Annotated in this window: 20 protein-coding genes; 13 read left to right on the top strand and 7 right to left on the bottom strand. The window is 73.3% G+C overall.

Going from position 1 to position 24,390, the window contains the following annotated elements; all coding sequences use genetic code 11:
• Window positions 1-79: 79 nt before the first annotated feature.
• Both ABD207_RS11625 and ABD207_RS11620 read left to right on the top strand, forming a co-directional pair.
• Entirely contained in the window at window positions 80-361 is a 282-nt protein-coding gene (locus tag ABD207_RS11625; protein WP_344012233.1) for a hypothetical protein, read from the top strand.
• A gap of 202 nt (window positions 362-563) precedes the next feature.
• Complete coding sequence (locus ABD207_RS11620) at window positions 564-1,322, top strand: TIGR04222 domain-containing membrane protein (RefSeq protein WP_344012232.1); 759 nt, start codon at window positions 564-566, stop codon at window positions 1,320-1,322.
• A gap of 90 nt (window positions 1,323-1,412) precedes the next feature.
• Here the strand turns inward: ABD207_RS11620 and gcl are convergent, their stop codons facing one another.
• Window positions 1,413-3,197: a glyoxylate carboligase gene (gene gcl / locus ABD207_RS11615; RefSeq protein WP_344012231.1), complete on the bottom strand. Its 1,785-nt coding sequence runs from the start codon at window positions 3,195-3,197 to the stop codon at window positions 1,413-1,415.
• Between the two features lie 243 nt (window positions 3,198-3,440).
• Here gcl and ABD207_RS11610 point away from each other — a divergent pair, with 243 nt between their 5' ends.
• Both ABD207_RS11610 and ABD207_RS11605 read left to right on the top strand, forming a co-directional pair.
• Window positions 3,441-4,091, top strand: a complete 651-nt coding sequence (locus ABD207_RS11610; protein WP_344012229.1) for a hypothetical protein — start codon at window positions 3,441-3,443, stop codon at window positions 4,089-4,091.
• 125 nt (window positions 4,092-4,216) lie between these two features.
• Window positions 4,217-4,735, top strand: a complete 519-nt coding sequence (locus ABD207_RS11605; RefSeq protein ID WP_344012227.1) for a GNAT family N-acetyltransferase — start codon at window positions 4,217-4,219, stop codon at window positions 4,733-4,735.
• Between the two features lie 49 nt (window positions 4,736-4,784).
• On the opposite strand, the gene ABD207_RS11600 is transcribed toward ABD207_RS11605, so the two are convergent.
• Both ABD207_RS11600 and ABD207_RS11595 read right to left on the bottom strand, forming a co-directional pair.
• Window positions 4,785-6,398 carry an AMP-binding protein gene (locus tag ABD207_RS11600; protein ID WP_344012226.1) on the bottom strand — a complete coding sequence of 538 codons (1,614 nt, stop codon included), beginning with the start codon at window positions 6,396-6,398 and terminating at the stop codon, window positions 4,785-4,787.
• A complete protein-coding gene (locus ABD207_RS11595) occupies window positions 6,395-8,065 on the bottom strand; it encodes an AMP-binding protein (protein WP_344012225.1) in 1,671 nt (556 codons plus the stop codon). Before ABD207_RS11595 ends, ABD207_RS11600 begins: the two co-directional genes overlap by 4 nt.
• Window positions 8,066-8,228: 163 nt before the next feature.
• Here ABD207_RS11595 and ABD207_RS11590 point away from each other — a divergent pair, with 163 nt between their 5' ends.
• The 5 genes from ABD207_RS11590 to ABD207_RS11570 all read left to right on the top strand — a co-directional run bounded on the left by ABD207_RS11590 (window position 8,229) and on the right by ABD207_RS11570 (window position 16,277).
• Complete coding sequence (locus ABD207_RS11590) at window positions 8,229-9,062, top strand: LuxR C-terminal-related transcriptional regulator (protein ID WP_344012381.1); 834 nt, start codon at window positions 8,229-8,231, stop codon at window positions 9,060-9,062.
• Between the two features lie 169 nt (window positions 9,063-9,231).
• Window positions 9,232-12,039 (top strand): AAA family ATPase, encoded by a 2,808-nt coding sequence (locus ABD207_RS11585; protein ID WP_344012224.1) that lies wholly within the window; start codon window positions 9,232-9,234, stop codon window positions 12,037-12,039.
• Window positions 12,040-12,350: 311 nt separating this feature from the next.
• Window positions 12,351-13,142 carry a S1 family peptidase gene (locus ABD207_RS11580; protein WP_344012223.1) on the top strand — a complete coding sequence of 264 codons (792 nt, stop codon included), beginning with the start codon at window positions 12,351-12,353 and terminating at the stop codon, window positions 13,140-13,142.
• Between the two features lie 168 nt (window positions 13,143-13,310).
• Window positions 13,311-13,958: a LysE family translocator gene (locus ABD207_RS11575; RefSeq protein WP_344012222.1), complete on the top strand. Its 648-nt coding sequence runs from the start codon at window positions 13,311-13,313 to the stop codon at window positions 13,956-13,958.
• Between the two features lie 183 nt (window positions 13,959-14,141).
• Window positions 14,142-16,277, top strand: a complete 2,136-nt coding sequence (locus tag ABD207_RS11570; protein WP_344012220.1) for a zinc metalloprotease — start codon at window positions 14,142-14,144, stop codon at window positions 16,275-16,277.
• A 109-nt stretch (window positions 16,278-16,386) separates the two neighbouring features.
• Here the strand turns inward: ABD207_RS11570 and ABD207_RS11565 are convergent, their stop codons facing one another.
• Complete coding sequence (locus ABD207_RS11565; protein WP_344012218.1) at window positions 16,387-17,520, bottom strand: winged helix DNA-binding domain-containing protein; 1,134 nt, start codon at window positions 17,518-17,520, stop codon at window positions 16,387-16,389.
• A 207-nt stretch (window positions 17,521-17,727) separates the two neighbouring features.
• Between ABD207_RS11565 and ABD207_RS11560 the strand changes: the two genes are divergently transcribed.
• Complete coding sequence (locus ABD207_RS11560) at window positions 17,728-18,420, top strand: hypothetical protein (protein WP_344012216.1); 693 nt, start codon at window positions 17,728-17,730, stop codon at window positions 18,418-18,420.
• Between the two features lie 33 nt (window positions 18,421-18,453).
• Here the strand turns inward: ABD207_RS11560 and ABD207_RS11555 are convergent, their stop codons facing one another.
• Window positions 18,454-18,588, bottom strand: coding sequence for a VOC family protein (locus ABD207_RS11555; protein ID WP_344012397.1), 135 nt, complete (start codon window positions 18,586-18,588; stop codon window positions 18,454-18,456).
• Between the two features lie 90 nt (window positions 18,589-18,678).
• Here ABD207_RS11555 and ABD207_RS11550 point away from each other — a divergent pair, with 90 nt between their 5' ends.
• The 3 genes from ABD207_RS11550 (at window position 18,679) to ABD207_RS11540 (ending at window position 20,608) form a co-directional block, all read left to right on the top strand.
• Window positions 18,679-19,587: a polysaccharide pyruvyl transferase family protein gene (locus ABD207_RS11550; RefSeq protein WP_344012214.1), complete on the top strand. Its 909-nt coding sequence runs from the start codon at window positions 18,679-18,681 to the stop codon at window positions 19,585-19,587.
• Between the two features lie 122 nt (window positions 19,588-19,709).
• Window positions 19,710-20,150, top strand: coding sequence for an SRPBCC family protein (locus ABD207_RS11545; RefSeq protein ID WP_344012212.1), 441 nt, complete (start codon window positions 19,710-19,712; stop codon window positions 20,148-20,150).
• A 38-nt stretch (window positions 20,151-20,188) separates the two neighbouring features.
• Window positions 20,189-20,608, top strand: coding sequence for a cytidine deaminase family protein (locus tag ABD207_RS11540; protein WP_344012211.1), 420 nt, complete (start codon window positions 20,189-20,191; stop codon window positions 20,606-20,608).
• Between the two features lie 52 nt (window positions 20,609-20,660).
• Here the strand turns inward: ABD207_RS11540 and ABD207_RS11535 are convergent, their stop codons facing one another.
• Together ABD207_RS11535 and ABD207_RS11530 are read right to left on the bottom strand one after the other, a co-directional pair.
• Complete coding sequence (locus ABD207_RS11535; RefSeq protein ID WP_344012210.1) at window positions 20,661-23,309, bottom strand: S1 RNA-binding domain-containing protein; 2,649 nt, start codon at window positions 23,307-23,309, stop codon at window positions 20,661-20,663.
• Window positions 23,302-24,348, bottom strand: a complete 1,047-nt coding sequence (locus ABD207_RS11530; RefSeq protein WP_344012208.1) for a hypothetical protein — start codon at window positions 24,346-24,348, stop codon at window positions 23,302-23,304. The genes ABD207_RS11535 and ABD207_RS11530 overlap by 8 nt, the downstream gene beginning before the upstream one ends.
• Window positions 24,349-24,390 lie beyond the last annotated feature (42 nt).

Genomic DNA, 24,390 nt, shown 5'->3' with positions numbered 1-24,390 from the left:
TCCGGGGCGCTTCTCGTCTCCCCGGCGGTCACCGTGGCCCCGGCGTGCGGAACGGCGCGGTGCGCAGCAGTCTGGGGACATGGCACATCCGACGGAGCATCCGCACATCGTGGTGCATCCCCCGGCCATGGACGGCTCCCGGCGGGTCACCACGGACGACGACGAGACGCTGGGGATCGCCACGCACGCCGACGACGTCAGCGAGATCCTGCGGCTGGCCGATCTGTACGTCACCGACCTCGAGGACGCCGACTTCATCGAATGGCAGGGCGGCGGCCCCGACGACTGGCCGGGCCTCTCGGAGCCCCACGAGCACCACCACCAGCCGCACGAGAAGCGGCACGAGCAGCACGAGCACTGAGGGACGGCGGGGCGCGGCGCCGGGCCGGTGATACCGCGAGCGCACCTACGCCAGGCGTCGTAGCCCGCCTACGGCATGCTCAAATCAACCTCTGAACCGGGCCGGCGAGGCTTGGGGCGCCCCCTCGGGCGGGCACACTTCCCGCACACGGAACCCGCCGACACGGGGGCGGCGGGCTCCGTGTTCCGAGGGGGGTGCCGTCATGAACCCGCTTCCCGGCGTACGCCAGACGCCCCATGAGCTCGCACTGCTGCGCGGCGGCCCGTGCGCCGCGGTCACGGTCGCCGTCGTCTCCCTGTATCTGCGGGGCGCGGTGGTGGCGGGCGCCCCGGGGACGATGCTGGCCGTCGAGTCCGAGGCGGGCGACGCGCTGCCGGAGCTGCCGCCGCCGGGAGTCGCCCTGGATCCGCCGCCCGAGCTGCGCCAGGCGGCCTGGGCCGGGTACGACGAAGAGCCGCCGTCTTACGAGGAGCTGCCGGACGCCCCGGAGGCGGACCTCCCGGACGACCCGGTGGGGAGCGACTGGCGGGCCCTGTATCTGGAGAGCGCCGTGTACCAGTGCCTCCATGAGCCGTCCGACCTGCGGGAGTTGGTGCGCGACCCGGTGGTGAAATGGGCGGTCGCCGAGGTGCGCGTGGGCCTCGCGGCGGCGGGCCTGGTGGGGTGGCCGGCGCTCTGGGCGACCCGGGCGGCCCGCCGGCGGCTGCGGGTGCTGCGCAAGGCGTATCCCGTGCCCGCGAGCCGGCGCGGTCTGCCGGACCACGCCAAGCTGCTCGCCGTCGCCCTGCACGGCGAGCCGGCGCTGCGGGTGCTGGTGCCGCGGTTCGCCCTGCGGGCGGGTCTGGTGCCGCGGGCCGAGGTGCGGGACCGGGGGATGCTCCGCCACCACCCCAGGGGCGGCACCGGCAACGGCGGGGGCGTCCACTACTGCGGCGGGGGCGGCGGAGGCGGAGGGGACTGAACTGCTTCTGCGTACCGCAGTGTGCGGGGGCCGGACACGGCAGTGAGGGGCGGCCCCTGCGGGACCGCCCCTCGTTCCTGCGCGCGGGCGTCAGACCTTCAGCGGCTTGATCGCCGTCGGCGCGTGCTCCGGCCGGGTCGCCAGCTCCTCGAACTCCACCACGTTGGAGATGTCATTGGTGCCCGACATGGAGATGTTGGTGACGCGCTCCAGGATGGCCTCGACGACGACCGGGACCCGGTACTCGGCGGCGAGCTTCTTGGCCTGCTCCAGGGCCTCGCCCAGCTCGTTCGGATCGGTCACCCGGATCGCCTTGCAGCCGAGGCCCTCGGCGACCTTGACGTGGTCGACGCCGTAGACGCCCAGCTCGGGCGAGTTGATGTTCTCGAACTCCAGCTTGACCTGGAAGTCGATGTCGAAGGCCCGCTGCGCCTGGCGGATCAGGCCCAGGTAGGAGTTGTTCACCAGGACGTGGACGTAGGGGATCTTGTGCTGGGCGCCGACCGCCAGTTCCTCGATCATGAACTGGAAGTCGTAGTCACCGGAGAGGGCGACGACCTGCGCCTCGGGGTCCGCCTTGGCGACGCCGAGCGCGGCCGGGACGGTCCAGCCCAGCGGGCCCGCCTGGCCGCAGTTGATCCAGTGCCGGGGACGGTAGACGTGCAGCATCTGCGCGCCGGCGATCTGGGAGAGGCCGATGGTCGAGACGTACCGGGTCTCGGGGCCGAAGGCCTTGTTCATCTCCTCGTAGACGCGCTGCGGCTTGATCGGGATGTCGTCGAAGTGGGTGCGCCGCTGGAGCTTCGCCTTGCGCTCCTGTGCGGAGGCGGCCCAGGCGGAGCGGTCGGGCAGGGCCCCGGCCGCCTTCAGCTCCTTGGCCACCTCGACGAAGAGCTCCAGCGCGGCCTTGGCGTCGGAGGTGATGCCGTAGTCCGGGGCGAAGATCTTGCCGATCTGGGTGGGCTCGATGTCGACGTGCACGAAGGTCCGGCCGGCGGTGTAGACGTCCAGCTTGCCGGTGTGGCGGTTGGCCCAGCGGTTGCCGATGCCCAGGACGAAGTCGGACTCCAGGAAGGTGGCGTTGCCGTAGCGGTGCGAGGTCTGCAGGCCGACCATGCCGGCGTTGAGCTCGTGGTCGTCGGGCAGGACGCCCCAGCCCATCAGGGTGGGCACGACCGGAGTGCCCGTCAGCTCGGCGAACTCCACGAGCAGATCGGCCGCGTCGGCGTTGATGATGCCGCCGCCCGCGACGATCAGCGGGCGCTCGGCGGCGTTCAGCATGCCCATCGCCTTCTCGATCTGCGCGCGGGTCGCGGCGGGCTTGTAGACCGGCAGCGGCTCGTAGGTGTCGGGGTCGAACTCGATCTCGGTCATCTGGACGTCGATCGGCAGGTCGATCAGCACCGGGCCGGGCCGGCCGGAGCGCATCAGGTGGAAGGCCTGCTGGAAGACGCCGGGGACCTGCGCGGCCTCCAGGACGGTGACGGCCATCTTGGTGACCGGCTTGGCGATCGCGGCGATGTCGACGGCCTGGAAGTCCTCCTTGTGGATCACCGCGGTCGGGGCCTGGCCGGTGATGCACAGGATCGGGATGGAGTCGCCGGTCGCCGAGTACAGGCCGGTGATCATGTCGGTGCCGGCCGGTCCGGAGGTGCCGATGCACACGCCGATGTTGCCCGGGTGCGTCCGGGTGTAGCCCTCGGCCATGTGCGAGGCGCCCTCGACATGGCGGGCGAGGGTGTGGGTGATCCCGCCGGAGGCCTTGAGCGCCGCGTAGAACGGGTTGATCGCCGCGCCGGGGACGCCGAACGCGTCGGTGACGCCCTCGCGCTTGAGGATCTCAACTGCCGCGCGGGCAGCGGTCATTCGAGCCATCGAGTACTCCTGCTTCGGCCATCGGATTCGCACTCCCGTCGCGCCCACGCGGTGAGCTGTCTCCGTGAACTTCCGGAGTTTCCGTACTTCCGCATTACGGAAACCAGTTTCTACGATCTGAAAGAGAATGTAGGCGGGCGGGCGGAAGCCCGTCAAGAGAGCGGCCAAGCGCCGGACAGGCACCCGGGCGGTGGAGCACCATGGGGGCGCTGCCCTGAGCCGAGAGACATCCGGGAGTGGGCCATGCCCCAGAGCCTGGCGGTGCGCTGCCCCGCCTGCCGGCGCGCGCACCGCTACACGGCGCCCTCGTACCCCTGCGCCTGCGGCGCGCCCGTCGTCCCCCCGCTGGACAAGCAGGGGGTGGCCACCCGGGTGGTGCACCGGGCCTGGCAGGAGGACTGGATCACGGTGCCCTGCGGCAGCTGCGGGCGGCGCGGGCAGTGGCCGCGTCCGGAGCTCGGCTGCCCCTGCGGCACCGTGCTGCGCATCCCGGTGACGGCAGACGCCCCGGAACGCCCGGCCCTGCCCTCCGTGACCATCCGCACGGCACGCGACGCGGTCACCGCAGTCGTGCTCTACCTGCACCGGCTCGGCTACGGCGGCATCCGCCGCGCCGACCGCCGCCCGCCCTGCGGCATCGGCCTGGCCGGACGCGGCGTCCTCGCCCATGTCGACCCCTCCGCCCGCCCGGCCACCCTGCGCGACGTGGAGTGCCTGTGGCTGACGGCCATGACGGAGTCCGTCGGCTGCCTCTACTTCTCCCTCACCGGCTACACCAAGGAGTCCCACACCCGCGCCGACACCCTCGGCATCCCCCTCTTCCTTCTCGAACGCAGCGGCACGGTCACCCCCGTCAACCCCTCGGCGGACCAGCTGGACGGCAGCGGGGCGTGAGCAGAGGTCCTGCGTGAGCAGCACGGGTGCGGGGCACGCCGAACCGGGTGGGGGGACGCGCGCGACGGATGCGAGCATGCGCAAAACGAGGGGCGGCCAGGGCCGACCGGGGCGATACTCGGCGGATGCGCATACGTCCCGCCGGACCTGGTGACCTGGGCCGGCTTCAGGAGATCGAGCGGGCGGCCGGTGAGGCCTTCCGGGGGCTCGGGATGGATCGGGTCGCCGAGGACGAGCCGCCCGGGATCGATGTGCTGGAGGGGTACCGGCGGGCCGGGCGGCTCTGGGTGGCCGTCGGTGTGCTGGACGACGGGGACGTCGCCGACGCGTATCTGATGGCCGAGCCCGTGGACGGGGCGCTGCATGTCGAGCAGGTCTCGGTGCATCCCCGGGCCGCCCGCCGGGGTGTGGGCCGGGAACTGCTCGCCTACGCCGCCGAGCGAGCGCGCGAGGAGGGGCTGGCCGGTCTCACGCTGACCACCTTCGCCGAGGTGCCGTGGAACGCGCCGTACTACGCGCGCCTCGGCTTCCGCACCCTCGCGGACGGCGAACTCACCGAGGGGCTGCGGGAGATCCGCGCCCATGAGGCGCGGATCGGCCTGGACCTGTGGCCCCGGGTCTGCATGCGGCGGTCGGCCGGCTGACCATCACCGGCGGCCGGCTGGTGCAGTTCCCGGGGCCCGGCGGCGGCTGTCAGCCGACGGCCTGGCCGGCGGTCGTCCCTGCGTACTTCTCGCGCAGTTCGACCTTGCGGACCTTGCCGGAGACCGTCATCGGGAAGGAGTCCAGGATCTGCAGGCGGCTGGGCACCTTGTAGTGGGCCAGGCGGCCCTCGCAGAACGCGCGCACCTCCTCCAGCGTGGGCGGGGCGGCCGGGTCCCGCGGGATGACGCAGGCCAGGACCTCCTCGCCGTACCGCTCGTGCGGGACGCCGACGACCTGCACGTCCCGGATCTTCGGGTGGCCGTAGAGGAACTCCTCGATCTCGCGCGGGTAGATGTTCTCCCCGCCCCGGATGATCATGTCCTTGATGCGGCCGACGATCTCGACGTACCCGTCCTCCCGCATCACCGCGAGGTCACCGGTGTGCATCCAGCGGCCGGCGTCGATCGCCTCGGCGGTCTTCTCCGGCTCCTCCCAGTAGCCGAGCATCACGCTGTAGCCGCGGGTGCACAACTCGCCCGCGGTGCCGCGCGGCTGGGTGATGCCGGTGGCCGGGTCGACGATCTTGACCTCGATGTGCGGCAGGACGCGCCCGACGGTGCCGGTGCGGTGCTCCAGGTCGTCGTCGCGCCGGGTCTGCAGGGACACCGGGGAGGTCTCGGTCATGCCGTAGCAGATGGACACCTCCGCCATGTGCATCTCCGCGACCACCCGCTTCATCACCTCCACCGGGCAGGGCGAGCCCGCCATGATGCCGGTGCGCAGGGAGGACAGGTCGTAGTCCGCGAAGTCGGGCAGGTTCAGCTCCGCGATGAACATCGTGGGCACGCCGTACAGCGAGGTGCAGCGCTCCTGCTGGACGGCGCGCAGGGTGGCCGCCGGGTCGAAGGACGGGGCGGGGATGACCATGCAGGCGCCGTGGGAGGTGGCCGCGAGGTTGCCCATCACCATGCCGAAGCAGTGGTAGAAGGGCACGGGGATGCAGACCCGGTCCTGCTCGCTGTAGGCGATCAACTCCCCCACGAAGTACCCGTTGTTGAGGATGTTGTGGTGGGAGAGGGTGGCGCCCTTGGGGAAGCCGGTGGTGCCCGAGGTGTACTGGATGTTGATGGGGTCGTCGCAGGACAGCTCCGGGTAGGCGGGGGCCGGGGTGGCGCGGGCGATCAGCGCGTCCCAGCTGGGGTCGCCTATGTAGACCACCTCGCGCAGCTCGGGGCACCGGCCGCGCACGTCCTCCGCCATGGCCCGGTAGTCACTCGTCTTGTGGCTGAGCGAGGCGATGAGCATCCGGACGCCGGACTGCTTCAGGACGTACTCGACCTCGTGGGTGCGGTAGGCCGGGTTGATGTTCACCATGATCGCGCCGATGCGGGCGGTGGCGTACTGCACGAACACCCACTCGGGGCAGTTGATCGCCCAGATGCCCACCCGGTCGCCCTTGGCGATGCCGGAGTTGAGCAGCGCGGACGCCAACCGTTCTACCTCGGCGGCGAATTCGGCGTAGGTCCAGCGCCGCCCGGACGGCACGTCCACCAGGGCCTCGCGGTCCGGCCAGGCGGCGACGGCGCGGTCCAGGTTGGCGCCGATGGTGTCGCCCAGCAGCGCCGTGCCGCCGGTGCCGTGGGTGTAGGAGAGCGCGCTCACCGGAAGTCCTCCTCGCGGTACTCGTTGTCCGAACCGGCCGCCGTCGCCTCGCGCAGTTCGATGCGGCGGATCTTGCCGGAGACGGTCTTGGGCAGCGGGCCGAACTCCAGCCGGCGGATCCGCTTGTAGGGGGCGAGCACCTCGCGGGAGTGCTCGAACAGCACCTTCGCGGTGTCCGGGCCGGGCTCCCAGCCCTCCGCCAGCACGATGTACGCCTTCGGCACCGCCAGGCGCAGCTCGTCCGGCGCGGGCACCACGGCCGCCTCGGCCACCGCCTCGTGCTCAAGGAGCGCCGACTCCAGCTCGAACGGACTGATCTTGTAGTCGCTGGCCTTGAACACGTCGTCGGCGCGGCCCACGTAGGTGATGTAGCCGTCGGCGTCGCGGGAGCCGATGTCGCCGGTGCGGTAGTAGCCGCCGGCCATCGCCTCCGCAGTGCGCTCGGGGTCGCCGTGGTAGCCGGTCATCAGGCCCACCGGGCGCTGGGACAGGTCGATGGCGATCTCGCCCTCCTGGGCGCCGGGCGCGCCGGAGACGGGGTCGAGCAGTTCGATGCGGTAGCCGGGGCTGGGGCGGCCCATGGAGCCGGTCTTGAGGACCTGACCGGGGCTGTTGGAGACCTGCACGGCGGTCTCGGTCTGCCCGAAGCCGTCCCGGATGGTCACGCCCCAGGCGCGCCGCACCTGTTCGATGACCTCGGGATTGAGGGGTTCGCCCGCGGCGACGACCTCGCGGGGCGGGGTGCGCAGCTGGGTCAGGTCGGCCTGGATGAGCATGCGCCACACGGTCGGCGGGGCGCAGAAGGTGGTGACGCCGGCCTTGTCCATCTCGGCCATCAGGCGGACCGCGTCGAAGCGGGTGTAGTTGTGCAGGAAGACGGTCGCCTCGGCGTTCCAGGGGGCGAAGAGATTGGACCAGGCGTGCTTGGCCCAGCCCGGCGAGGAGATGTTGAGATGCACGTCGCCGGGCTTCAGGCCGATCCAGTACATCGTCGCAAGATGGCCGATCGGGTACGACACATGGGTGTGCTCGACGAGTTTCGGCCGTGCGGTGGTGCCCGAGGTGAAGTACAGCATCAGCGGGTCGTCGGCGAGGGTCGGCCCGTCCGGTGCGAAGTGCTCGGCGGAGCCGTAGGCGTCGGCGTACGGCAGCCAGCCGTCACCGGCGCCCTCGCCCACGGCGACGCGGGTGTAGTCGCCGGGCACCTGGTCGAACTTGGCGGTGTCGGCGGCCCGGACGATCACATGCCGCACGCGTCCCCGGTCGACGCGGTCCCGCAGGTCGGCGGGGCCGAGCAGCGGGGTGGCCGGGATGACGACGGCGCGCAGCTTCATCGCGGCGAGCGCGGTCTCCCACAGCTCCGCCTGGTTGCCGAGCATCACCAGCACCCGGTCCTCGGCACTCACGCCCTGGTCGCGCAGCCAGTTGGCGACCTGGTCGGAGCGGCGGGCGAGGTCGGCGAAGGACAGCCGGGTCTGGCTGCCGTCCTCCTCGACGAGGTGGAGCGCGGTGCGGTCGTTGCCGTCGGCGATCACGTCGAACCAGTCGAGCGCCCAGTTGAACCGCCCGGGCCGGGGCCAGCGGAACTCCTCGTAGGCCGTGGCGTAGTCCTCCCGGTGCTCCAGCAGGAAGTCCCTGGCCCTGCGGAACTCCTCCGTCGCCGTCATGTGTCCTCCTTCGGTCCCGGACTCTTCCCCGGCCTGTCCCGGAGCCTTGCCGAGCGGCTCGTCGCCATCGTGTAATCCGTGATGCAGGTCTCACTACCCCCGAAAGGGGGGGTGCGCCCGCAGGAAGCCGCAGTGGAGGGGCGAACAGGTGACAGCTGACCGGATGACGGCGGTCGACGACGCGGCCGAGATCCGCGGTGCGCTGGCCCGGCTGCGGCGCACCACCGGCCTGCCGGTGGCCTTCGGCGGTCTGGTGGAGCCCGGGCGGCAGCAGGTGCGCATCAGCGAGCTCAGCGGCACGGCCACGCCCGCGCTCAGCTCGCTCGCGGTGACCGCGGGCAACGGTCTTGGCGGCAAGGCGCTGGCGCTGGCCCGCCCGTGCGCGGTGACGGACTACTCGTCGTCGCGGCAGATCAGCCACGAGTACGACGGCCCGGTCTCCGCCGAGGGCCTGCGCGCGGTGGTGGCCGTCCCGGTGGTGGTGCGGCGACGGGTGCGGGGCGTGCTGTACGGGGCGCTACGCGCGGCTCAGCCGCTCGGCGACCGGGTGCTCGGGCTGGCCGTGCAGGCGGCGCGCGACGTGGAGCAGGCGCTGGTGGTCCGGGAGGAGGCGGGTGAACTGCTGGCGGCGGCCCGCCCGCAGCCGGGGCCGGACGCGGCGTCCGGGGCCGCCTGGGAGCAGGTGCGGGAGGCGCACGCGGCGCTGCGGGCGCTCGCCCCGCGGATCGCGGACCCGGCCCTGCGGGCGGAGCTGCTGCAGGCGTGCTCCCTGCTGACGGCCGGGCCCGACCCCTCGGCGCCGGTGCGGCTGGCGCCCCGCGAGCTGGACGTGCTGGCCTGTGTGGCGGCCGGCGCGACCAACGCGGTGGCCGCCCGCCAGCTGGGCGTGACGGCCGAAACCGTCAAGGCGTATCTGCGCTCCGCGATGCGGAAGCTGGGCGCCCGCACCCGCGGCCAGGCCGTCGTGGCGGCCCGCCGGGCCGGGTGGTTGCCGTAGGTTTGCGGCGATTTCTGTCAGCCATCGTTGCACGGTCGTGATTACCGCCGACGAGCGTTTTGGATTTGCCGTTGCGGCGGCCGCTGTTATTTCCCTCACGAGACCGTCCGTCCGAAATAGACAGCCCGTTGCCTAATATTGGCCGGGACACGCCACACGGAGGGGAGCGGTGACCGTGCGACGGGACTTCCAGGAGCCTGCCAGGAGCCGCCCCGACCTGGTCATCGGGCGGGAGGAGCTGTTCTCCGACGCCCGCGAGCAGCTGGCCCGTGGGGGCAGCGTGCTGCTGCACGGCCCCGCGGGAATAGGAAAATCGACCGTGCTGCGGGCACTTGCGGCGGAAAACGCCGCCGCGCCGCGCACCGTGTTGCGCTGCTCGGCCACCGAGTCCGAATCGCATCTGCCGTTCCTGGCGCTGGCCGATCTGTTCGGTCTGGTCCTCGACCGGGTCGCCCCGCGGCTGCCCGCCGCACAGCGCACCGCCCTGGAGTCGGCGCTCACCGGCCGCGAGTCCACCCTGCAGCGGGACGGGCTCGCGCTGCGCCTGGCGGTGCTGTCCGCACTGCGCGCGCTCGCCGCCGACGGGCCGGTGCTGGTGGTCGCCGACGATCTGCAGTGGCTGGACTCGGCCAGCGCCGAGCTGCTGGGCTTCGCCGCCCGGCGGCTCGGCGACACACCGGTGCAGATGCTGTGTGCGGTGCGCACCGAGGACGAGGAGTACGACCGGCATCTGCGGGCCTGCCCGCCGGACACGCTCGCCGTGCGGCTGGGGCCGTTCACCCGCGCCCAGGTGTCGGCGCTGCTCGACCACCGCGGTTACACCGGCCTGTCCCGCTCCACGGCCCGCGACATCCACCGCACCAGCGGCGGCAATCCGCTGTTCGCGCTGGAGCTCGGCCGTGCCCTCGCCGAGAGCCCCACCAGGCCCCGGCCGGGCGAGCCGCTGCCGGTGCCGACCTCGCTGCGGGCGCTGGTCCTCAGCCGCCTGGAGATGCTCTCGGCGGAGGCGCGCCGCACGCTGCTGGTGGCCAGCGCGGGCGCCCGTCCCACGCTGGCGCTGCTGCACGCGGCGGGCCGGGAGAACGCCGAGGCGGAGACCGCGCAGGCCACCGCCCTGGGGCTGCTGGCGACCGACCCGGAGGAGCCGGCGCTGCGGTTCGCGCATCCGCTGATCTCGGCGGCCCTGTACGCGGAGGCCCCGGCGCACGAGCGGCGAGCGGTGCACACCGCGCTGTCCCGGGCCGCCTCCGACCCGATCGAGCGGGCCCGGCATCTGGCGCTGGCGACGACCGGCACCGACCCGGAAGTGGCGGCCCGGCTCGCGGAGGCCGCCGCGCTGGCCCGGGACCGCGGGGCGCCCTCGGTCGCCGCCTCGCTGGGGCTGCTCGCCGCCCGGCACACCCCCGCCGGCAGCTCGCCCGGACCGGACGAGCGGCGGCTGCAGGCCGCGGAGGACGCGATCACCGCCGGCGAGGCGGACCTGGCGCGGGACATCGCCCGCGAGGTGCTCACCCGGGCCACCGTGCCCGCCGAGCGGGTGCGGGCCTGGATGGTGGTCATCGAGGCGGCCGGGCAGGCGCTCGGCGAGGTCGACGCGGTCTTCCCGCAGGTGCTGGCCGACGCCGGCGACGACCCGCGGCTGCTGGCGCTGGTCCACTACCAGCTGGCCTGGCGGGAACTGGTCGTCGACGGCGACTTCGACAAGGCGCGCCGAGAGGCCGCGCACGCGGCGGAGCTGGCCGCCCGGGGCGGGGACCGGCGCACGGAGCTGATGTCGCTGGCCTTCCAGGCGTCCACCGAGACGCTGATGGGCCACCCCGACGCCCCCGTCACCATCAAGCGGGCCCTGCGCGAGCCGCAGGACCCGTACGTCGCCTGCCACCACAACGGCGCCGGCATGGCCCGCTTCCGCTGGCTGCTGATGAGCGATCAGCTGCCCCAGGCCCGCATGTCCATCACCGCCCTGCTGCGCGAGGCGCGGCGGCGCGGCATGGTCGAGAGCGAGGTGCACTTCCTGCGCTTCCTCGCCGACACCGAGCTGCGCTCCGGGCACTGCGGCCGGGCCCTGGACCTGGCCCGGGAGAGCCTGCGCCTGGCCCGCGACTCCGGCATCGGCGAGGGCGCCTCCGCGATGCTGGCCTCACTCGCCGAGGCGTCCGGCGGGGACGTGGACCGCGCACTGGCGCTGGCCCGCGAGGCCGCGGACCACGCCGAGGTGGACGGCGACCAGATGTACCTCTCGCGCGCCCTGGCCGCGCTCGGCTACGCCCAGCTGGTCTCCGGGGACGCGGCGGCCGCGGTGCGTTCGCTGCGGCGGGTGCGGGAACTTGAGCAGGGCATGGGCATCAGCGACCCGGCGCGCGGCCGCTGGCAGGGCGACCTCGCCGAGGCGCTGGTGCGGATCGGCGAGCCGGGCGAGGCCCAGGAGCTGATCAACTTCACCCGGGTGCACGCACTGCGCCTGGACCGGGCGGGCGTGCTCGCCGTACTGGACCGCGCCGAGGCGCTGGTGCGCGCCGCACGCGGCGAACACGACGCCGCCGAGGCGCAGTTGGCGTCCGCGCGGGACCGGCTCGGCAAGCTGGGCTACGGCCTCGAGGAGGCGCGGGCGGCGTTCGCGCTGGCCCGGCTGCGCTCCCGGCGCCCGGGGCCGCCTGCCTACGACGAGGCGGCCCGGCTGTTCCGGCGCTGCCGTGCGCTGCCCTGGCTGCGCCAGGTGGAGGCGGCGGCCGCCGCGGGCCGGGCGGAGCCGGAGGCGGCACCCGCCGCGACCCCGGCCGCCCTGGACGGGCTCGCCGCCATGGAACGCCAGGTGGCCGCGCTGGTGATGGAGGGCGCGACCAACCGGGAGATCGCCGCGCGCCTGTTCATCAGCGTCAAGACGGTCGAGGCGACCCTCACCCGGGTGTACCGCAAGCTCGGCATCCGCTCCCGGGTGGACATCGTCCGGCTGGCGGCGGGGCGCAACACGAAGTGAGGTTCGGGCCCGGCCAGGTGAGGCGGGCTCGGCCTCATGGGGTCCGAAGTCACCCGACCGTGGCTGAAACTGACACCGGCTCAGCTGTGGGTACCCCCACGACCGGCACGTGATCAACATGAGCCGGCCGGCGGGGACATAGGGTTTTCCCTTCACAACTCCCTTAGGGGAGTCCCTCATTGGGGCACCGCGCTCCGGGTCGTAGCGTAAGTGCGTGCCGCTCGCCCGGGCACACGGGGCCGGTTGACCAGGCCCTCGTGCACCACCCCCCACCCCGCGCGATCCCCCACCGGCAACCCCTGAGGAGACCCATGTCCCGCCTCACGCGCGCCAGACGCACCGCCGCCCTCGCCGCCGCGACCGCCGCGGCCGCCGCCACCGCGCTGTTCACCGCCCCGGCCGCCGGTGCCGCTCCCCAGCCGATCGTCGGCGGTACGACGACCACCACGTCGGCGTACCCGTTCATGATGCAGATCACCGACTCCTCGCAGCGCCAGTTCTGCGGCGGCACCCTGGTGGCTCCCACCAAGGTGGTCACGGCCGCGCACTGCATGGTCGGCGAGACCACCAGCAGCGTGCGGGTGGTCGGCGGGCGCACCTACCGCAACGGCACCAACGGCACGGTGGCGAGGGTCAGCAACATCTGGATCCACCCCGACTACCGGAGCGTCACCCGCGGCGACGACGTGGCCGTGCTGACGCTGTCCACCTCGATGCCGTACGCGACGGCCCCGTACGTCTCCTCCTCGGACACCTCCGTGTACGCGCCGGGCACCACCGCCCGCATCCTCGGCTGGGGCACCACCTCCTCCGGCGGCAGCTCCTCCAACCAGCTGCGCACCGCGACCGTGCCGACCGTCTCCGACTCCAGCTGCCGCAACTCCTACGGCTCGCGCTACATCAGCAGCGACATGGTGTGCGCCGGCTACGCCTCCGGCGGTGTGGACACCTGCCAGGGCGACAGCGGTGGCCCGCTGCTGATAGGCGGCCGGCTGGCCGGCATCACCTCCTGGGGCGACGGCTGCGCGGCGGCCGACTCCCCCGGCGTCTACACCCGGCTGACCACCTTCTCCGCGCAGGTGACCGCCCAGGTCAACTCGTAGGTCCCGTCGGTTTCCCGAGGGGCACCGCCTCTCGGGCCAGTGCCAGGGGGCGTTGCGGGCTTCCACGAGCAGCCCGCAACGCCCCCTCTCCAATGCACGCGGCTGCGCATGACTGATTCCCTGCACAGCACTGACCTGTAGGGCCTCACCCGTGTTTCAATCCCAGCCATGGTGTCCCCGGAACGCCTCGCCGCCTTCGCGGCGATGTCCCTGCTGGTGATCGTGATACCCGGGCCGAGCGTGCTGTTCGTGATCGGCCGGGCGCTCGCCCATGGCCGGCGCACCGCGCTGGCGACCGTCGTCGGCAATGTCATCGGCTCCTATCTGCTGGTCGTGGCGGTCGCCCTGGGCGTCGGCTCGGTCGTGGAGCGCTCGGTGACGGTCTATCTGGCGGTGAAGTTCGCCGGGGCCGCGTATCTGGTGTATCTCGGTGTCCAGGCGCTGCGGCACCGGACGAAGCTCAGGGCCGAGCAGATCACGGCGGCCGGCGGCGGACCGGCGCGCGGGGATCTGCGGACGGTGCTCGACGGGATCCTGGTCGGGGTCACCAACCCGAAGGGCGTGGTGTTCTTCGCCGCCGTGCTGCCGCAGTTCGTCGACCACTCGGCGGGCCATGTGCCCGCGCAGATGCTGGTGCTGGGCCTGATGCCCATTCTGATCGCCCTGGTCACGGACACCCTGTGGGGACTGACCGCCTCGGCCACCCGCGCCTGGTTCGCCCGCTCCGACCGGCGCCTGTCCCTGATCGGCGGCGCGGGGGGCTGCACGATGATCGGCCTCGGGGTGTCGGTGGCGGTCACCGGGCGGGCCGACTGACGGCGCGAGCGGCCGTAGGCATCTGGCTCATCCCCCGTGGGGAGGCGGGCGTGCCCCGGGGGCCGGTCGTGCCGTCTCGCGGCTGCAAGGCGCGGGGTCGCGCGGTAGCTTGGAGATATGGCGTGGTGCCGGATCCGCACCGAGTACGGGCGCGTCGGGCCTCCCGGCAAGGAGCCGTCCATCATGGCCAAGTCCGTACGCCTCGGCATCATCCGTGCCCGGCACGACACCAGTGTTCCCGTCATCCCCGATCCCGCCTGTATCGCCATGCTGATGACCGGCGACCACGCCCTGCTGCGGTTCTGGGAAGACACCTCACACGGCCACCTCGACTTCGTCGACTCGCCGATGTTCCCGTGGGTCGACTCGGTGATCGGGAACGACACCTCCCGTCTGGCCCAGGCCCGCGCCGCCGTCGACGCGCTGCGCGCCCGGTTCCCCGACCCCCCGGAGTGGCCCGGCCTCAGCGGTCTGGTCGTCATCACCCACCCGGGAGAGCGGACCGTCCCGAATCCGCAAGCGGGGCAGCCGGGCCAGCCCGCCACCCTCACCCAGAGCTTCGACGCGGGCGCGACCGTGGTGGACGGGCTGCCGGTCGCCGTGCTTCCGGCGATGTCGTGCAACCACACCTTCATGTGCCATGAGGTCGGCCATGTCCTCGGCCTGGACCACACCTTCGGACTCGACAACAACGGCACCGACTGGGACCCGGCCGACGCCAACATCGTCGTGGGCCAGGAGTACGGCTCCCCCTACGACCTCATGTCGTCGGCGACCTTTGCCGGGCGCTTCCTGGGAACGGGGCCGACGTACTTCGCCGAGCCGACCTTCACCGGACCGGCAGTGGCCGGCTGGCCGCACCCCGGTGCCTTCTCCATGGGCCCGAACCTCTCACGCGCGAACCTGCACCTCTTCATGCCGGACGCGCTGGCCGGCCGGGTGACGGAGGCCGCCTTCCCGCAGCCGGGTGCCCCGGTGACCGCCCGCATCGTCCCCGCGTCCGCGCCGAGCGGCACCTGCCTGCTCGTGCTGCACCCGCCGGGCGAACCGGCCAACGGGGTCGGCCGGGTCTACGTCGAGTACCGCGTCCCGGAGGGCTGGGACGCCGGCATGGACCCGGTGGGGCCGAGCCTCTCGCGGGAAGGCGTGGTCGTCCACACGGTCGTCGAGATCCCGAACAAGGGGCCGCGCGCGTGGTACCGGGGTTCGGTGCCCACCACCTCGCCGGACACCGATGTCGCCGTGGCGACCACACCGCTCGTCGTGCGCACCACGGCGGTCGATCCCGGCCGGCAGTGGGTGGACCTGTCGGTCACCGCGGGCGCGGCGCAGACGGTCGAGATCGTCCGGGGACCCCAGAGCGACGACGTGGTCGGCCCCGTCGGAGAGATCCAGCAGACCATGACGCCGTGCGGCGACCCGCTGCGCCGGGGGACCTTCGCCACCTCCACGACCGCCCGCCTCGGGGTGCGCAGCACCGGCTTCGGCGGCAGCGGCGTGCCCGTCGACGCGCCGCCCGTGTTCACCTGGACCGTCGGCGGAGTGCCGCTGAGCGCCCCGGGCGGAAACGTCAGCGTTCCGGTGGACGGGACGGCCTTCTCGCTCGACTACACGCTCGATCCGGCCACGTCCGAACTGCAACTCACCTCCCGCGGCGGTGAGCGCTACGAGACGCCCGCCGTGGTCACGGCCGACGGAAGCGGGGCGACGGCGTCCGCGACGGCCGTGTTCACGGCCCAGGGATGGACCGAGGGCATCCACCCCGAGGACGAGGAGAAGTTCGACGCCTGCCTGCGCCGGATCACGGAGCGGCACCAGCGCATGCCCGCGCCGTTCCGCAGGCCGTCGGCCGAGCCGCCCTGGAGCGACCTGGCCACCCGCCGACGGGCCGAACAGGCCTGGCTGAGGCAGGCGTTCAGCCTCATCAACCGGCCGCCGGCCCTCGACGCCACCGGCCGCGGCGAACTGAGCCGGCTCCTGCAGGCGCAGGCGACGCCCCTCGCGTTCATCGACGCGCTGAGCGAGGCGGGCGTCGACCACAGCGTGCCCGAGACGGATCTGACCGACTGGCTCCGCAACCCGGAGTTCACCCCGTACCCGGCGCTCGCCGAGGCCTTGCTGCTGCGGCTGGACAACACCCCGTTGAGGCGTCCGGTGTTCCTGGACGTCATCGCGTTCAACTACGAGCACTCGCCGGGGAAGCCGTCACCGCGTCTGCTGGAGGAGGTGGACACGGCCGTCCTCGAGCCGGCCGTGGTCGAGGGCTGGAACGTCCGGTACGGGGAGACGGCAGCAGAGTTCGGCCAGCTGCTGGCATGACGATCCGGGGGCGATGAGGTCCGCGGCTCCGGGCCCTGCTCGCCGGGAGCCCGTGCCGGGTCCTCGCCGTCTGCAGCCCGGCTCACGGTCACTGCAGCCCGGCTCACGGTCACTGCGGCCCCTGCTCGCGCACCGTGCCGAAGCGGACGTCGTACGAGACGGCCCCCTGGTAGAGCGTGTCCAGCATCCGCGCGCCCTCCTCGAGGACCTCCGTGCGCCGGGCCCTCGACAGCTCGCGGAACGGCTCGATGACGAGGTCCTGGCCGATGATGCGCCACACGCCGGAGAGGAAGCCGTCGACCAGGAGCGGGCAGTAGAAGGTGTTCGCCTGCCAGGTGCTGCGGCGGTCGGCGGGCGGGATCACCCGGGTGCGGTCGGCGTGGGAGAGCATCAGGTTGTCGAACTCGGGCAGGAAGCGGGGCGGCGCCGGGGTGTCCGGGTCGGGGCGGGGTGCGTCGGGCAGGTCGAACAGCTCGACCCCGTTCTCGTCGCGGAAGGTGAGCAGCCGCGGGCGGAGCCGTTCGAAGACCGCGCGCATCCGGGTCAGCCCCGACCAGGTCTGCAGGTCCTTCACCGAGGCCGGCCCGAAGGCGGCCAGGTAGCGCAGGACGACGGTGTCGGGCGAGGGGGCGGGCTCCGTGGGGCGGTCCAGCCAGTGCTCGGCGGTGGTGAGGGCGACCTGGGCGCCGCGGCCCCACATCCCGCGCGGGGTGACCTGGACGAGCGGGAGGGTGCAGCGGACGGCGATGGCGAGCGCCTGCGGGTCGGCGTCCGGCCACTCGTCGCCGAGCATCTCCCGCAGCTGCTTCATGGTGCGCGGCTCCTCCTCCACGAAGGCGCGGGCGAGCACGGCCAGCCGCTCCAGGTCGACACCGGCCAGCCCCTTGCGGAAGATGCCGATCTCCCGTTCCCGCACCGGCTGCACCAGGGGCCGCAGCGCCATGCAGTCGTCCGGCGTGTGCAGATGGATGGTCGAGCGCAGGGTGACGATGCGCACCGCCTCGCGGCGCTCCAGCAGCCCGGACAGCTCCTCGGGCCGGAAGCCCTCCAGGCGGGCCGCGAGCGCGTGGTACGGCGGCTTCACCTCCTGGGCCTGCAGTCCGACGAGATGCTCCACCGCTTCCTTCGCGGACATCGGGGAGCGGGTCAGCAGCAGCTGACGGGCGAGGGTGGCCCGGTTGAGGGCGCGGGTGCCGAGTACGGGGCCGCCGGCCGGGGTGGCGGTGCGCTTCGTCTGGGTCATGCCGGCACGCTAACGCCGCTTGCGGTCAGCTTCCGTCCGCAAGGAGAGCCCCGCAGTGAGGGCCGCGATGAGAAGTGGAGAGCGTGTGCCCGTTTCCGGGACATCTCGCAACGCCCGTGACATCCGGGGCGCCGCGGGACGCTGACTCTCCAGGGCCCTCGGTGGCGCCCATGATCGGAACGACCTCCCACACGAAGGACCAGCCCTGTGACACGCCCTCCCTCGGCTCACGACCGCCTGCCCGTCTACGAGAGCCTGGTGCGCGAACTCGGCGACGTCCTCACCGAGACCCGAGAGGTCGCCGAGCGCACGCAGCGCGAGGCCCACGAGGCCCTCTCCGGCCACCACCGCCCCCACCAGCGCTTCGCGGGTCACGAGCCCCGGCAGCAGCCCCCCGCCGGTCGCGGTCCCGAGCAGCAGCCCTTCGACGGGCACGGCCCCCAGGAGCAGCCCTTCGGCCGACGCGGTCCCCAGGAGCAGCCCTTCGCCGGACGCGGACCCCAGGAGCAGCCCTTCGCCGGACCCGGTCCGCAGCAGCAGTCCCCCGACGGGCGCGGCCCCCAGCCACAACCCGGCAACGGTCCCCGCCCCTCAGAGCAACCCGGCAATGGTCCCGGCCCTCAGGAACAACCCCGCACCGGCCCCCGCCCCCAGCAGCAACCCCCCACTGATCACCGTCCCCAGCAGCAACCCCCCGCCGGCCCCCGCCCCCAGCAGCAGCCTCCCGCCGGCCCCCGCCCCCAGCAGCCCCTCCCCAGCCGCCGCCCCCAGGGGCAGCCCGGCCCCCAGGGCAGGCCTGGTCCGCAGGGAAGGCCCGGCCCGCAAGGGCAGTCCCGCCCCCAGGAGCAGTCCGGCCCCCGGCAGCAGTCCCGGACCCAGGCCGCCCCTCGGCAGCCCTAGGTTCAGCAGCCCTAGGTTGGGCAACCCCGGGGTTCAGCGGCCCTGGGTGCGGCGCTCCTGCTCGGCTCGGTCCGACTCGCTGCGCAGGGCGCAGAACTCGTTCCCCTCGGGGTCGGCGAGGATCACCCAGCCGGAGCCGTCGGGCTTGCGGTGGTCCGCGGACGCCACCACTCCGGTCCTCGCGGTCCGTGGCCCGAGGGACGGTTGCGGCTGGGGCGGGTGGGGCACTCGGGGGGCATTGTGCAGGTGAGTGAGCTCATGGGACCGAAGCGGGTCCTGCTGGCCGGGTGGTTCAGCTTCCGGGACGGGGAGGCGACCGCCGGGGACGTGCTGGCGCTGCAGCGGGTGGAGGAGGTGCTGCGGGGCGCCGGGATCCCCTACGACGTGGCGTGGAGCCCTGGCTTCCGGCCCGAGGCCCGGCATCTGGACGATGTGCGGCCGCGTGACTACTCGCATCTGGTGTTCGTGTGCGGCCCGCTGGAGGGACCGCAGATCGAGGAGCTGCACCGGCGGTTCGCGCACTGTGTGCGGATCGCGGTGGGGGCCTCGGTGATCGATCCGGGCGCGGAGGCGGTGCGCGGGTTCCACCGGGTGCTGGCGCGCGACGTCCCGGACGTCCAGCCGACGGAGGATCTGGCGGCCCGTGCTCCGGCCGTGCCGGCCCGGCCCGTGGTCGGGGTGATCCTCACCTACGGCGAGCAGGAGTACGGCGAGCAGCGGCGGCACGATCAGGTCGCCCGGAAGGTGACGCACTGGCTGGCCGGCAAGGACTGTGCCCGGCTGGAGCTGGACACCCGGCTGGACACCCGCGACTGGCATCTGAGCGCGACACCCGCGCAGGTGCAGTCCGTGCTGGCGCGGCTCGATCTGGTGGTCACCGACCAGTTGCAGGGCCTTGTGCTGTCGCTGCGGGTCGGCACACCGGTGCTGGCGATCGACCCGGTGGCGCGCGGCGCGACGGTGACGGCGCAGGCCCGGGTGTGCGGCTGGCCCGCCCTGGTGCCCGCCGAGGAGCTGACGGAACGGCGGCTGGAACGCTGGTGGGACTGGTGCCTGACCTCGGGCCGCGTGGCCGCACGCCAGGCCCGCGACGCCTTCCGCGAGGGCAGGGCGGCCGACGGTGCCGACCGGCTGGTGGAGGCCCTCACGGCCCGCCGGGCGGGGTAGGCGGCCCACGCACGCCCGCGCGACGACGTACCGGAGGCAAACTCTGCGCCGGCGACTGCGCCGACCGGGTGACGGCGACCCGGGCGGGCCCCAGGTCGGGGCGGATTCCATAAGATCTTCATGTGGCCGAATTCCTGCTCCAGCGCACCGTGCCGCTCCCCCTCGACGAGGCCTGGCGCCGGCTCACCCGGTGGCACCGGCACGGCGAAGCGGTCCCCCTGACCCGGGTCACCGTCACCACTCCCCCGCCGACCGGCGAGGGCACCCGCATCGTCGCCCGTACGGGGCTCGGCCCGCTCGCCTTCGACGACCCCATGGAGGTGACCCTCTGGCAGCCGCCCGACGGCGACGTCCCCGGCAGGTGCCGCCTGGAGAAGCGCGGACGGGTCGTCAGGGGCTGGGCCGAGCTGGAGGTGCGCCCGGGTCCCGGCGGCCGGGCCCGCGTGGTGTGGCGCGAGCAGATCCGCGTCCGCGGGGTCCCCGGCGTACTGGACCCGGTACTGGGCCGCGCGGGCCGTCAGGTGTTCGGGCGCACGGTGAACCGGCTGCTGAGGCAGCCGTGAGCGAGGCCGCGCAACAACACCCGTACAAAGGAGGAGAGTTGGTCCCGCAGCCCCGGTCCCACCCCGTCGACCACGAACTCGTCCGGGCCGCGGCGCACATCGCCCGCACCCGCTGCCGGGGCGACAACCACACCATGGCGGCCGCGGCCCGCGCCGCCGACGGACGGATCATCACCGCCGTGAACGCCTACCACTTCACGGGCGGCCCCTGCGCCGAGCTGGTCCTCATCGGTACGGCGGCCGCCCAGGGCGCCTACGAGCTCACCACCGTCGTCGCCGTGGGCGACCGCGACCGCGGGGTGGTCCCACCCTGCGGCCGCTGCCGCCAGGTCCTCCTCGACTACTTCCCGTCCCTGAAGGTCATCGTCGGCAACGGCGACGCCCAACGCGCCGTCCCCGTCACCGACCTGCTGCCGGAGACCTACGTCTGGGCGGATCACCAGCTCGATGCCGAGTGAACGAACACCTGCGGGCCCGCCCAGGTGGCACGGGTGAGTTGCTGATGCGCTGCTAGGTACCGGTTGTGCGACGACGGCGCTGCCGCTCGGCGACCCATGCCCGGTGCCGGAGGCAGCGTTCCGTCATCTCGGTGAACATGCCTTCCCAGTACTCGCGTTGGTCCTCGTAGCCCGGCAGCCAGACACCCGCCTCCTCGTCATAGCCGTCCGGGAGCATCAGCTCCCCTCTGCTGTCGCAGTACGCGCCCATCCCGTACCGGACAGGGTTCGGTTCCCCGTCCTCGACGCCCACGGCATCGGCCTCCTCGAAGGAGAAAGACAGGCGTTGGTGTTCGTGGCCGATGCCGGTGAGGGCGACGAAGACCCGCTCGTCCGGGGGCATGACGCCGTCGCGGGCCGTGCCCTCCCGATCGCCGGGCGCGCTGCGGCGGCGGACCAGGGCATCGATGCCGTCCTCCACGCGGACGAGGACTCCGCCGGCGAGCGCCTTGACGACGGTGGCCTCGATGATCTCGCCGGGTCGGTGCACGAGGGTGAACGCCCGCCAAGGGTCGTCGTGGGCCGCCCGCAGGGACAGCAGCCACAGGCCGGTGCCGCTGTCGCGGCCGACGACGCGGGCGCGGAGCATCTCCCCCACCCCGACGAAGTGCGCCGGGTCCTCGACGTGCAGCCACGACAGCTCCGTGCGGAGAATCAGCCCGCGCCGGTGCGGAGCATCCGCCTCTTCCACGAGCACTCCCCGTGGGGAGACCTTCACAGCACGAACTGTCCACAGCTGCCGGACCCGGACCGGCACCCGATCGCGCCTCCCCCGGGTGGGAACCTGCTCCGCCTGCTCGCGACGGGTGAGCACCACCAGGCCACGCCTCCGGTCGAGCTCGCCGATCCTCGCCTTCAGCTCCGCCCCGACCACATCACCAAGGTCGGCACCCTGGCCGCAGTCGGCGAGGCCTGCCGGCAGGAAGGCCCGTAAGCCCACATCGACCACGAGGCCTCCTCTGACGGCCTCGATGACGGTTCCGCTCACCTCGCCGCCCGTCCCCCCGAGGTGCGCGAGACTGTCCCACGCGCGCTCGGCCCGGGCACGCCGGACGGACATGACGGCACGGCCCTCCGCGTCCCGGCGGCCCAGGGTCATCGCCTCGACGTGCTGGCCCGCCGCCAGTCGGCATGCCCCGCCTCGGAGCGACAGCTCCGAGGCGGGGACGAAACCCGTGCCGTGGTCCAGCGACAGCACCACGCCCTCAGGGCGAAAGGCGGCGACGGTGCCGGGCACGATCTGCCCCGCTGCCGGCGCGGCCCGGCCGACGCCGAGCAGCATCCGCATGCGCCTCGCCGTATGCCCCGGGACGAGCGGCCTGCCGAACGCCCGCGCCGTCCCGCGGGTGGAGAGCCGCTCCACCGCCTCGTCGAACGAGCGATAGGCCCCGGCGTCGGTCGCCCAGCCGTGTGGTGCCTCGGTCAGTGTCATCAGCAACGTACTGCCGCTGTTCCACGGGGCGTCGCCGCGCGAGGCGATTCTGCGGCAGGTCTGTGAGGAGGCACGCATCAGACGGGTCACCGGATGCCGTTCGCCGAGCCGTCTCTCCGCACGGCGCGCCTGCTCCGCCAGCTCATCGGCCGTGCGCTCGGCCCGCACGGCCCGCTCGGCCTCGCCGGTGGCCCGGACCGAATCCACCTGGGCGGTGACCAGGTTGGTGAGTGCCGCCACCGATCGGGGGTGTTCGGGGCCGAGTCGCGCGTCGAGGCGTTCGGAGACGGATGCGAGCCGCACAAGCGCGCGCTCCAGCCGGTCCGCCGAGCGCGTCACCCGAGCGGACTCCACATGCACGGCCGCGAGGTCGGCGCGTACACCGAGGACTTGAGGATGGTCGGCACCGAGCATCGCCGAGAGCCGCTGGGACGCCACCTCCAGCACATGCACGGACGTCGTCAGCGCCTCGAGGTCCTGGTCGCGCAGCGCGGCGGCGATGCGGGCGAGGGCGAAGCCGGCGACCGAGAGGAACGCGCGCGGGTCGTCCTCCCCCGCCTCTCTCACGAACGTGGTTGCGCGGTGGGCAAGTTGACCCAGGCGCGCATCGCCCCTCGCGGCAACCGGTTCGGGCTGCGCCGGAAGGCGGTCTCCGCCCCCGGCGGCACGGTGGCCGTCAAGGACGGCCAGGCGCAGCTCCACGGTGGCGAGGACCTCGTCCGGCTCGGCGCTGCGCTCCGCGTCCAGGGCAGCGAGCCGGGCCCGGGCGACCAGTGAGGCGATCCTGGCCGATCCGGTGTCGCCGAGGGACAGTTCGACGACCGCACGGTTGATCCAGGTGATGGTGCCCAGCAGTCCCGCGGCGTCGGCCGACACCGTCCGCAGAAGGTGCCGCGCCCGGTGCGGCAGGCCGAGGGCCAAGGCCACCACGGCCAGGGAGTTGTGCAGCTCCAGAGCGTGCGCGGCGCCCTCCGGGGCGCTCTGGACGCGCTCCGCGAGCACGTCGAACAGCCGGTTGGCCTCTTCGCGCAGACCGAGTTCCCACAGGAGCCGGTCCAGGCGCACCCCCTGGGCGAGTTCGCCGGCGTCCCAGGCCGGGCCGCAGTCCCCACCGGTCCGTAAGCCGGACACGAACGCGACGAGGCTCGGCACATGCGCGAAGCGGAGGCCGCCGGGATCGCGCAGTGCCTCCTCCGCGCACTGTGCCGCTGCGCCGAAGGAGTCAATCACCGTCCTGCTCTCCCCACATGACACGGAACGCCTCGTCGCAGACCTCGCTCGCCAGGCGCATGTAGTACGGCTCCAAGTCCCGTGCCAGGTGCGGGACGTCGGCGGCCAGGGCCTCCAACTCACGGGCCACGAACCGGCCGGTATCGAACACCTCCCGCACCTTGAGCCGCCTCTCCCGCAGGGGGCCGGCCGGGTCGGGAGGAGCGGGTGCGGCGGCGGATTCGGGCGCGGACACGGCGTCGGATGCGGACATGGTGCGAGGCGGGGACACGGTGTCGGGGGCCGGCATGGTGCCGGAGGCACGGGCGATGCCGGTTCCGGGTGCTGCGTCGGACGCCGGCACCGTGGGAAGCCCCTCGGTCAGCAGCCCCATCAGGTAGCCGGCCGACAGCTTCTCGAAGAGCTTGAACGCGCTGCTGAGCATGCCGGCGGTCAAGGTGCCCTCACCGGCCCCGCTCAGCCGGCCGGAGGCCTCGGCGTCCAGGAGTATGCCGAAGACGGCCGGATCGTGCCCTGCCGTCCGCCGCTCGACCGGTCCTCCCGCGTACCCCTCGCAGTCGTCCAGCGGCTGGTCGCCCGCGAGCTGGACGAGACACAGCGGGCGCCCACCCCGCGTGTCCGGGACGACCGCGTCCACCGTGCCGCGCAGGGCGGACCGGGCGGGGCCGGGACGGTAGGGGGCGTACCACGGGTCGCCCTTGGCGGCGCTGTCGGCCTGCGGCGCCCCGTGGTCGGCTCCGGGGTCCGACAGGACACTGATCAGGGCGAGGCCGACGTCCTCGGCCAACTCGTACACCATGGCCCGCAGCTGCAGTCCCCGCGCGGTGTACACGTCGACCGGGTCCCGCACCTCCAGTCCCGGCACGCAGGCGGCGGAGGTGAGCACATGGGATCCGGTCACGAAGAAGCCGCCACCGAGCAGGGCTCCCTCCCGGGATACGGCCACCCAGTAGTCGTCGTGCGCCATGAAGTACCTCGGGTCCCGCTCGTCGGCAATGCCGCGTCCTCGTACGCAGGCCGGCACCGCCTCATGCACCACGGGTGGGACGGGGCCGCGTCGAGCGTACCGGCTGCCGCCCGA

The organism is Streptomyces thermospinosisporus, assembly GCF_039526425.1.
Taxonomy (GTDB): domain Bacteria; phylum Actinomycetota; class Actinomycetes; order Streptomycetales; family Streptomycetaceae; genus Streptomyces; species Streptomyces thermocarboxydovorans.
Note: the sequence above shows the minus strand (reverse complement) of the source record. Positions and strands in the feature narration are given on the sequence as shown.